The 9,980-nt window shown below is 71.9% G+C and carries 10 protein-coding genes; 5 read left to right on the top strand and 5 right to left on the bottom strand.

The window, feature by feature from the left end:
• Window positions 1-705, bottom strand: a 705-nt coding sequence (locus tag ACERMF_RS09450; protein WP_373668809.1) for an S-layer homology domain-containing protein, incomplete at its 3' end; no start/stop codon positions are given.
• Window positions 706-1,066: 361 nt separating this feature from the next.
• On the opposite strand from ACERMF_RS09450, the gene ACERMF_RS09445 reads away from it, so the two are divergent.
• Window positions 1,067-1,453 (top strand): helix-turn-helix transcriptional regulator, encoded by a 387-nt coding sequence (locus tag ACERMF_RS09445; RefSeq protein ID WP_373668808.1) that lies wholly within the window; start codon window positions 1,067-1,069, stop codon window positions 1,451-1,453.
• 246 nt (window positions 1,454-1,699) lie between these two features.
• Here ACERMF_RS09445 and ACERMF_RS09440 read toward each other — a convergent pair whose 3' ends face one another.
• Window positions 1,700-2,401 (bottom strand): LuxR C-terminal-related transcriptional regulator, encoded by a 702-nt coding sequence (locus tag ACERMF_RS09440; RefSeq protein WP_373668807.1) that lies wholly within the window; start codon window positions 2,399-2,401, stop codon window positions 1,700-1,702.
• 443 nt (window positions 2,402-2,844) lie between these two features.
• Here ACERMF_RS09440 and ACERMF_RS09435 point away from each other — a divergent pair, with 443 nt between their 5' ends.
• Both ACERMF_RS09435 and ACERMF_RS09430 read left to right on the top strand, forming a co-directional pair.
• A complete protein-coding gene (locus ACERMF_RS09435) occupies window positions 2,845-3,579 on the top strand; it encodes a response regulator transcription factor (protein WP_373668806.1) in 735 nt (244 codons plus the stop codon).
• A gap of 103 nt (window positions 3,580-3,682) precedes the next feature.
• Window positions 3,683-4,675: a diguanylate cyclase domain-containing protein gene (locus ACERMF_RS09430; protein WP_373668805.1), complete on the top strand. Its 993-nt coding sequence runs from the start codon at window positions 3,683-3,685 to the stop codon at window positions 4,673-4,675.
• Between the two features lie 30 nt (window positions 4,676-4,705).
• On the opposite strand, the gene ACERMF_RS09425 is transcribed toward ACERMF_RS09430, so the two are convergent.
• Genes ACERMF_RS09425 through ACERMF_RS09415 form a run of 3 tightly spaced genes read right to left on the bottom strand, consistent with a single transcriptional unit; the run spans window position 4,706 to window position 8,334 of the window.
• Window positions 4,706-5,512, bottom strand: a complete 807-nt coding sequence (locus ACERMF_RS09425; RefSeq protein WP_373668804.1) for an SDR family NAD(P)-dependent oxidoreductase — start codon at window positions 5,510-5,512, stop codon at window positions 4,706-4,708.
• A complete protein-coding gene (locus ACERMF_RS09420; protein WP_373668803.1) occupies window positions 5,509-6,891 on the bottom strand; it encodes a TldD/PmbA family protein in 1,383 nt (460 codons plus the stop codon). The genes ACERMF_RS09425 and ACERMF_RS09420 overlap by 4 nt, the downstream gene beginning before the upstream one ends.
• Window positions 6,892-6,894: 3 nt before the next feature.
• Entirely contained in the window at window positions 6,895-8,334 is a 1,440-nt protein-coding gene (locus tag ACERMF_RS09415) for a TldD/PmbA family protein (protein WP_373668828.1), read from the bottom strand.
• A gap of 193 nt (window positions 8,335-8,527) precedes the next feature.
• Between ACERMF_RS09415 and rsgA the strand changes: the two genes are divergently transcribed.
• Together rsgA and ACERMF_RS09405 are read left to right on the top strand one after the other, a co-directional pair.
• Window positions 8,528-9,526, top strand: coding sequence for a ribosome small subunit-dependent GTPase A (rsgA, locus tag ACERMF_RS09410; RefSeq protein WP_373668802.1), 999 nt, complete (start codon window positions 8,528-8,530; stop codon window positions 9,524-9,526).
• 20 nt (window positions 9,527-9,546) lie between these two features.
• On the top strand, window positions 9,547-9,921 hold the full coding sequence (locus ACERMF_RS09405; protein WP_373668801.1) for a hypothetical protein: 375 nt from the start codon (window positions 9,547-9,549) through the stop codon (window positions 9,919-9,921).
• Window positions 9,922-9,980 lie beyond the last annotated feature (59 nt).

The following is a 9,980-nucleotide window of genomic DNA, read 5'->3' as shown; positions in this document are numbered from 1 at the left end:
CGGAGCAGGCGCCGGGGCGGGCCCGGTGCGTGGCTGCTTCTCCACCTTCTTGGCGCGCTGCACCAGTGAAGCGGCCTGGCCCCGGGTGAGCGTCGCATCCGGGCAGAAGCGCTCCGGGCGGCAACCCACCGAGATCTCGGCGGCGGCGACCGCGGCGATGGCGCCGGCGTGCGTCGTGCCGGTGACATCGACGAAGTGGGATGTCGAGGTGGCGCTGGCCGTCAACCCGAGCGCCCGCGAGATCATGGCAGCCGCCTGTTCCCGCGTGACGTCGGCGCCGGGGCGGTAGCGGCCGTCCTTCGCGCCGACCGCGATGCCGGCGTGTGCGGCCGCGCCGATGGCGCCGGCGTGGGTGTGGTTGGCTCCGACGTCGCTGAAGACGACGTCGGAGCGGGGCGGCAGCTCGAGCAGACGGGTCAGCAGCGCCGCGAGCTGAGCTCGCGTCACGGCAGCGTCGGGGCAGAACCGCTGCGGCGTGCAGCCGCGCACGATGCCGTCGGCGGCCAGGTCGTGGATCGCGTCAGCGTGGACGGTGTCGACGCTGTCGTGGAAGACCGGTGTGTTGGTCGCCTCGGCTCGGTTGCCGCCGAGGGTCGGCGCCGAGAGCAGTGCGCTGAGCAGTGCGGTGAGGAGGGCGAGCACCAGGGTCAGTCGAAGGGCCGTCGGCTGGGCGCCGACCGGGGTCGGGCGTTGGGGCACGGACACGGAAAGCCTCGAACGAGTGGGGGGCTGCGGATGCCGAAAGCATCGACCGCTGCCGGGCCCGGGCTAGACCACCGCCCGGGATCCCCGCAGCGGACAGTTGCCCGCCCGTTGCCGGTCGGCGCCACGAGACGCCTCCCACCGCCCCGCTACGCGGCTTGTCGACCACTCAGCGACAACTTAGTTTCCGCGGACGCCGAAGTGCAGGAAGCGCGCGGAATGGAGGGGTGGGCAACGCTGCGTGGTCGAACGGATGCCCGTCGAGAAAGATCGTGGGACAGCTGTCCCTGGCATCGTCCCCCGCCGTCCGTACATTTCGGCCGGGCGGATCCCGGACGGCAACCGCTCGGCGGGGCGGTGTTCGATGTTTGCCCATGAGGTGCAGTCGGGGACGGAACGTCGGGGCGTCCAACGGCGCAACGGCGTAAGTCCCGGCCGGCTGATCCGCGAGGCGCGATTCGCCCGAGGCTGGACCCAGGAGCAGGCTGCCGAGATCGCGGGCGTCAGCGTCGGCGCCTGGCGGAGCACGGAGTCCGGGCGCAGGCGACCACGGCCGCAGACGTTCGCGGCCATCCTCAGCGCGCTCGACCTCGCGCTGGAGGACGTGCGCGCTGCCGGGCCACTCGTCGGGGAGGTCGAGCAGGCCCGCAACGAACTCTCGAGGCTGTGCGACGAGCTGGCCCCCGAGCACGTGGAACCGGTGCTCCACCTCGTACGCCTGTTGACCGAGCAGTCACAGAGGAACGACTGACGGCGCGTTTGCCGGGCCGTTTCGGTGGCGGGAACGCCGGAAAGACGGGACAGGTGTCTGTTCTGTGGCGGTGGCGCTGGACCTACGCTGCGGGCGTCTGCCGTATCTCGAGCGGCGGCGGACGCGGCCCCGGCCCTGCGTCCCCACGCCCCATGCCGGGGCCGCACTCATGTCTCGGCCAGCGGTGGGAGAAGCTTGAGGATCCTGCGTGCCGTGAGGCCGAAAGCAGGTCCGGGGCGAGCGGACTCAGCCGACCCGGGCGTCGTCGGGCAGCCGGATGATGTGCACGTCGCGCGGTGGGGCGGCGGCCGCGGAGCGTACGACTGCCGCGGTGAGCTCGGTCCGGTTCCGGACGCCCGCCTTGGCGAGGATGCTCGACATGTAGTTGCGGACGGTCTTCTCCGCCAGCGAGAGCTCCCGGGCGATCTCGCCGTTGGTGGCGCCTTCGACGACCATCGACATGATGCGGGCCTCCTGACCCGTCAGCGATGCCGCCAGCGCATTCGGCCGCGGCGCCCGCCGCATCTTGCGACGCAAGTCCTCGATCGCGGCCGGCGTGACGAGCGATTCGCCCGCCGCGACCTTCGCCAGGGCTCGCACCAAGCCCTCGCTGGTGATGTCGTCCGTCACGAAACCGACCGCTCCCGCGACGACGGAGGAGAAGAACGACTCGTCGTCGGCGACGGGGCTGAAGACGACCGACTTCACCCGCGGTGCAACCCGACGCAGCTGCCGGATCAGGTCGCTCGCGTCACCGTCGGGCAGCCGGAGACCGACGAGCACGATCTGCGGTTGCAGCGCCGGCACCAGCGTGACCGCTTCGGCCACGCTCCCGGCCCGACCGCTCACCCACAGGCCCTCACGACCGTGGATCATGCCGCGGATGCCTTCGCACACCACGGCATGCCCGTCCACCACGACGATTTCCGCGCGCTGCTCGTACGCCATAACATTCCCCCGCTGTCCCGCGTCCCGCTCGCCTGGCGTTGCTCCCAGCCGGCGCACCGAGCGTGCCTGTCAGCTCGCGGCGTGGCAGCCGGGTTGCCGGTCCGTTGACCAATTTGGGCCGCCGTTGTGATCTCTGCCGTCGTGACGCGCGGACACTGCCCGAAGGACGCCCGTCCTGAAACAGGACGAGTGCCCCGGGAGGGAGGTACCGGGACATCTGCCCCGGTCTAGCGCTTCCCGCCGGGATCTGGACGCCGCTGACGGACCGACCTGATCAGCCCTGCCTAGTCTCCCTGTCCCGATGGCCCGGTCCGGCGGGCGGAGAAGCGCGAATTGGCTCCGAACCGCCTCTGAACGGCGACAGCGGGGGGTAATGTCCTTTTTGTCGGGGACAGGCGACCAAACGTCTTCACTCCGGTGCACGGCGGCTGCGGGGGGACACCGTGAGCGTCGATCGGGACAGCGCACCACGCTTCGTGCTCCTCGAGGAGCGACGCCTCGCTGCGCCGCTGATCGACCGGGTCCGGGCACGGCTGGCCCTCGACGGCTTCGCGTTGCGCACGGTCACGCTCTTCGACGAGGCCGTCGACCTGCTCGACAGCGGCACGACCACCGGGGTCGTGGTGTCGATCGCCGGCGGAGCCGGTTTCGAGACGATTCGTGACCTGCGCCGGCGCACGGCCGAGCCCCTGATCGTCGTCCTTCCCGAGGGCGCGAGCGAGGAGGCGCGCGTCCTGGCATGGGAGCTGGGCGCCGACGACGTCCTCGTCGAACCCTTTTCCGCACCGGAGTTCTCGGCCCGGTTGCGCGCGGTCCTTCGCCGGACGAGCGTCGTGAGCGCCGGAACGTTGCTGTACGCCGGACCGCTGCAGGTGGACGTGGCCGCGCGCGAGGCTCACCTCAACGGCAATCTGCTCACGCTGACCGCCCAGGAGTTCAGCCTGCTGGCGTTCCTGGTGGCCCGACAGCGTCAGGTCTTCACCCGACGGGAGTTGCTGCAACACGCCTGGATCGGTGGACGCCACGGTCAGGACCGGGCCACGGTCACCGAGCACGTGCGCCGGTTGCGCCGCAAGTTCGATGCCGCCGGCGCGGTGGGGGACCGCTGGATCGTGACCGTGCACGGGATCGGCTACCGGTTCGACCCGCAGCCCCACGATCACACGGTGCTGCGATGAGCGCGGGGGAGGAACGACTCATCCGGGCTAGGCCAGGGACAACTGTCACTGCCGCCAGGAGCCCTCGTCACGTTCACTGCTGGGAGCCGTCGGGGAGGTGGCCGTGACCGCACCGTGGAGCACCGCGACCCGGACGTGGCGGCCGGCGGCGCTCCACGTGAACGCGACGGACCTCGCCCCACCGCGCCACGTCGGGTCGGCAGCCGACGACCGCCGGGGGTGGATGACGTCGCCGGGGCGGGCACGTCGCGTGCTGGCCACCAGCGACCCGGCGGGATCGCGCTCGGCGTCCATGGTGCATGCGCTGCTGGTCGCGCCTGCCGGCCTGGTCGTCACCGTCGCGGCGGCCGCGATCGTCGGGATCGGCTTCGCCTCGCTCACCGGACAGCGTGGCCTCGGCATGTTGTACGTCGTTCCGGTCGCCCTTGCCGCCGTCGCCTGCCGGGCGGTCGCCGCCTCGGCTCTCGCCGCCCTGGCGAGCGTGACCTGGATGCTCTCGGCGCCACCCGCAGGTTCGCTCGCCGCCCCGTTCGCGTTGGCCGAGGGGGTGCTGCGGTTCGTGAGCCTGTGCGCGGTCGTCGTGGTCGTGCAGGGACTGCTCGAGATGCTCGATCGTGCCGCCACGCTGTCCGGGATCGACGAGCTGACCCGGCTGGCCAACCGTCGCGCCCTCTACAACCGGGCCGAGCTCGAGATCGCCCGCATGCGTCGTACGGGCTCGCCGATGACGGTCGCCTACCTCGACATCGACGACTTCAAGCGCATCAACGACCGGCTCGGCCATGAGGAGGGCGACGCCGTCCTTCGCGACCTGGCCCGGCTGCTGCGGACGCGCATGCGCCGCACCGACCTCGCGGCCCGCGTCGGCGGGGACGAGTTCTTCCTGCTGCTGGCCGACACCGACCAGGTCGAGGCCGCTGCGTTCTTCCGCAGCCTGCGGGACGCCTTCGGTGAGCACCTGCGTTCCGGTGACGCGGAGGTCAGCGTCAGCGTCGGTGTCACGACCATCCACAGTCCGCCGTCGTCGGCTGAGGATCTGCTCCGGCTCGCCGATGCCGTCATGTACCGCGCGAAGCGTGGCGGCGGGTCGAGCTGACCGCATCCGCGCCTCGGCGCCCGTTCCGGCTCAGCCGAGGCGGCGTGTCACCTCGCCGACGAGCCGTCGTGTCACGAACGTCGGCGTGAGCGAGGACGCGGTCACGCCCGCCCGGTACAGCCAGCTCGGCACCACCAGCGCGCGGCCCCTCGCGACGCCGTCCAGCCCGGCCCGCGCCACCTCGTCGGGGCCGTCCCAAAAAGGACCCGGGATGCGCGAGGCCACGTCCCGGGCGTCGGCGGCGTCGACGAAGCCCGAGCGGGTGAAACCGGGCGCGAGCGCGGTCACCGTCACACCGGTGCCGCGGAGTTCCTCGTGCAGTGCCTGCGACCAGCTCGCCACGAACGCCTTGGTCGCGGCGTAGGTCGCCATCATCGGCACCGGCTGGAACGAGGCGATCGATGCCACGTTCAACAGCGCGCCACCCTGCGCCGCCAGGGTCGGCAGGGCGGCGTGTGCCAGCCGCAGCGGCGCGACCACGTTGAGCAGAACGGCCGTCTGCGCGTCGTCGGGGTCGAGGTCCATGAAGAGACCGACCTGCCCGGCGCCGGCGTTGTTGATCAGCAGGTCGATCGGCCGGTCCCCGTCACGCAGGCGGGCACCGACGCGCTCGAGTCCGTCCGCCGTGGTCAGATCCGCGGGCACCACCTCGACGTCGCCGCCGGGATGGCCGGGGTGCTCGGTGCGTAGCGTGGTGGCGAGCTCGCCCAACCGATCGGCCGAGCGCGCCACCAGCACGGTGGCGACGCCCCGGTCGGCGAGCAGGCGGGCGAACGAGGCGCCGATGCCCGAGGAGGCACCGGTGACCAGCGCACGGCGGAACCGGCGCTCCGTCATCCCTTGGCGCCGCCCGTGAAGTTCCACGCCTTCAGGCGCAGCGACGGGGCGATGACGACGCCCGCGCCGAACTCGCCGTCGGCGTAGCGGTCGTCGTTGCCGATGGCGGCCACCTGCCCCTGGGCCAGGGCGCCGACGAACGACTGGGTGAACCGCAGGTTGCCGACCGCGCCCGCCACCTGACCGTCCTCGATCCGGAAGGTGCCGTTGCGCGTCAGGCCCGTGACGACGAGGCTCTTCGGGTCGAGCACCCGGCAGTAGTGGAACTGGGTCACCAGCAGGCCGCGCTGGACACCGGACACCAGCTCCTCGGGCGTGGCCGTGCCGGGGAGCAACTTGATGGTCGTGGGAACGGCGCCGAACTCCGAGCCGCCGGGCACGGCGCTGCCGGTGGTCTCCGCACCGGCACGCCTGGCGGTACGTCGGTCGTGGGCGAGGTTGCGGGTGACCCCGGCCTCGACCAGCGGGAACGATCGCCGCGGCGTGCCTTCGTTGTCGAAGGGCAGGGCGATCGCGCGCGGATCCGTCGGGTCCTCGAGGATCGCGATCTGCTCGTCGAGCTGCTGCTCACCGAGCTTGACGAACGAGCCGCCCTCGAGGTGCATCTTGGCGTTGAAGCCGTACACACCGAGGAAGGTGAGCATGGTCGACACCGCTTCGGGCCCGAGGACGACCTCGTAGATGCCGGGATCGAGGTCGACGAACTCCGCTGATCGACGGCCCCGGTCGGCTGCGACCGCGCCCGCCTTCGCCGCGTCGAGGTCGGCCAGCGACCGGGCGGTCTGGTGCGCCGACCCGGCGGAGCGGTCGGTCTGGTGGATCCCGTCGATCGTCGCCCGCGTCGAACGGCCGGTCACGCGCTGACCAGCCGTCGAGGCGAACGCCGCCCAGGTCGCCTGCGTGTCGAGGAAGCCCGCGGCCCGCAGGCCGGGGTCGGCGTCGACGAAGGCCTTGACCCGCTCGGCGCGCTCCTCGGGCCGGGCAGCGGCCGTCGCCGGGTCGAAGTTGCCGGGCCCGTGCACCTCGGCCGGCGGCGTGGCGCCGGGCCAGTGCGGGTCCACCGGCTGGAGTGCCGCAGACGCCAGGGTCGCGTCGATGAGGCCGGCCAGTGCGTCGTCGCGGGTGTCGGTGGTGCCGGCGGTCGCGGTCCGACCGCCGACCGCCACGGTCAACCCGATGGTCACGGTGTCCTCACCCACGTGCTGGTGGATGAAGGAGTTGGCGAACCGGGTCAGCCCGTGACGGGTGCGGCCGACCAGGACGTTGGCCTCGACCGAACCGTCCGCCGCGCGCGGATTGTCCTGCACCAGTTCGATGACCCGGTCGGCGAGCGCCTGCAGGTCGTCGAGGTCGTGGACGGTGTGCTCGTCGGTGGTCATCGCTCAGCCCCTCACGCCGACGCGGACGTCGTGGAACCGCCCCGGTGAGGCGGGATGGCCGGTGTGGCCGACCTGCATGGGTTGTCCCTTGCCGCAGTTGGGCACGCCCCAGGGCACCCACTCGTCCTGACCGGCGAGACGGTCGAGCGACGCCCAGAAGCGGGGGGTGATCCCGGTGTAGGTCGGGTTCTTGACCATGCGTCCGAGCTTGCCGTCGACGATCTCCCAACCGATCTCGCAGCCGAACTGGAAGTTGAGTCGCCGGTCGTCGATCGACCACGAGCGGTTGGTGGCCATGTACACCCCGCGCTTGGTGTCGGCGATGATCTCGTCGAGCGAGCCCTCGCCCGGCTTGAGGCCCACGTTGGTCATGCGGACCATCGGCAGCCGGTTGAAGCCGTCGGCGCGCACCATGCCGCCGGGTTCGAGGCCGGCGAGGTGTGCGGTGTCGCGGCCCGAGAGCACCCCGACCCAGGTCCCGTCGCGCACGATGTCGACGGAGCGGGCCGGCGTGCCCTCGTCGTCGTAGCCGAAGGTCGACAGTGCCCCCGGGATCGTGGCGTCCGCGGTGATGTTCATCAGCTCGGAGCCGTACTTGAGGCTGCCGAGCTTGTCGAGCTCCAGGAAGCTCGTGCCGGCGAACGCGGCCTCCCATCCGAGGATGCGGTCGAGTTCGATCGCGTGGCCGACGGATTCGTGGATCTGGAGCGCCAGCTGGCTCGACTCGAGGACCAGGTCCATCTCGCCCGACGGGCAGTCCGCCGCGTCGAGCAGCTGCACCGCCTCCTCGGCGACCCGCTGCGCGTTGCCGGGCATGTCGAAGCGGCGGACCACCTCGTAGCCACCGGTCTCGTAGTGCCCGAACGACTGCGGATAGCTGCGGCGCTGCGTCTCGGACTCGCCGACCGCCGTCGCGTCCATGCCGCCGCCGGCCTCGACGATGTGCTGGTGGATGCGGTGCCCCTGGGAGGAGACGAACCACTTGTCGGTGTCCCAGAACCCGATGTGCGCGGTGGCCACCGCGATGCCCTCGACCTCGTGCATCGTGCGGGTCGCGCCGACGACCAGCTCGACCTTCTCGGCCAGCGGGACGTCGAACGGGTTCTCGGCGTGCGGCGTCTCGTAGGAGTCCTGCGCCACCGGCACGTCGGCCAGCTCGATCGCCGAACCCGGAACGAGCGCGGACGCCTTCGCGGTCGCGGTCGCCTCGCCGCCGGCCTTCTTCGCGGCCGTGTCGGTCAGCTCGCCCGTGGCGGCGAAGCCCCACGACGAGCCGATCAGCGCACGGACGCCGACACCGGCGTCCTCGTTGTGGGTCACCGATTCGAGTTCGCCGTTGTGTGCGGCGATACGTTCCTGGCGGCGGATCACCACCCGCGCATCGGCATAGGTGGCGCCTGCGGCGAGCGCGGCCTCGACCGCCGCGCGTGCGTAGTCGTACATCTCGTCCCCGGCGCTCGCGTCGCGCACGATCGACCCTCCCGGTCTGCGTCGGGGCCGGACGCTACCCGTTCCCTGCGGTACCGGGCTCGTGGTGCGCCGGCCCCCGGCCCCGGCCGGTGGTACCGCGACCGTCCCGGGCGCACGCCAGGTCTGCCCGTCACCGGGGTGTGCAGCGACGTGGCAGGATGCGGGCATGCCACGCATCGACATCGAATCCCTCGAGGACGAATGGGAGGAGGACCACCACCTCCTGTCACAGCGGCGGCGTTCGGACCCGCTGTCGCAGGCGGCCAAGGAACGACTCGAGGACTACGACGCCGGCCGCATCGTGGCCGTCGACAAGGGGCACGTCCGCGTCCTCTACGACGACGAGGTGCTGCCCGCACGCTTCTCGGGCGCCATGCGCGGCACCAAGGTGGTGGTCGGTGACCGTGTTCGGGTGCGCCCACCACGCCACGACACCGACACCGCCCGCATCGTCGAGCTGTTGCCCCGCGAGACGGTGCTGCTGCGCACGGCCGACGACGCGCTCGACGACGAGCGTGTGGTGGTCGCCAACGCGGACGCGGTCGCGGTGGTGCTCGCCGCGGACTACCTCGACGTCGGCGTCCGCTTCCTCGACCGGGTCATGGTGTCGGCATCCGTCGGGGGCATGAGCACGCTGCTGTGCATCAACAAGATCGACCTCGTGGCCGACCGCACCGAGGTCGCGGACGTGACCGCCCGCTACGAAGCCGTCGGTGTCGACGTGCGGGTGACCTCGGCGGAGACCGGCGAGGGTGTCGACGCGCTCGCGCAGTCGCTGACCGGGTGCTGGACGGCGTTCACCGGCCACTCGGGGGTCGGCAAGACCTCGCTGTTCAACCGCCTGGTTCCCGAGGCCGGCCGCGAGGTCGCCGAGATCGGCCGGTTCGGCGGCCGGCACACGACGGTGTCGGCCCGGGCCATGCTGATCGCCTCGCTGGACGCGTGGCTCGTCGACACGCCGGGGGTGCGCTCCTTCGGCCTGGGCAACATGGCGCCGACCGAACTGGCCGACCACTTCCCCGAGTTGGCGGCCCTGAACTGTGGGCTCGACGACTGTCTCCACGAGGGTGAACCCGGCTGCGTGCTGACGAACACCTCGATCCACCCGGCACGGCTGGAGAGCTATCGTCGGCTGCTCGCGGCGCTGCGTGAAGGCACGTCGTAGTCGGACCGAGGAGCGCGAGCGTGGCGGCCACCTGGAAGCGCACGGCGGTCCGGTACGCCTCGCGTGGCGCCTGGCGGGTGGTGAGCGGGCCCGGCGTGGAAGCCGCGCGGCTGGATACCTCGAGCCTGCCCTCGACGTGGGCCGTGGACCCCGACTGGCGGCGTGTCGTCGACGGGCGGGCCGCCCGCCTCGATGCCCGCACCACCATCGAGGTGCGCCGTCCCGGGTCCTGGCAGCACGTCGACCCTCGTCAGGTGGACGAGGCCTGGAGCCGGCCGGGTCCGACCCTGGGGCTGATGATCTGGGCCGGTGCGGTGGGGGCGGCATGGTGGTTGGGCAGCAGCAGGGCGCGCGGGCCGCTGCGGACCCTGGCGACGCAACGTCGGGCCTGGTGACCGCCGCCCCCCAGGCCCCGGCGGTGCCTCGATGTGTCGTGGTCACGCATGAGCGCTAC

This window comes from Egicoccus sp. AB-alg6-2 (assembly GCF_041821025.1).
Lineage (GTDB): Bacteria > Actinomycetota > Nitriliruptoria > Nitriliruptorales > Nitriliruptoraceae > Egicoccus.
This window is presented reverse-complemented; position numbering and strand designations above follow the sequence as displayed.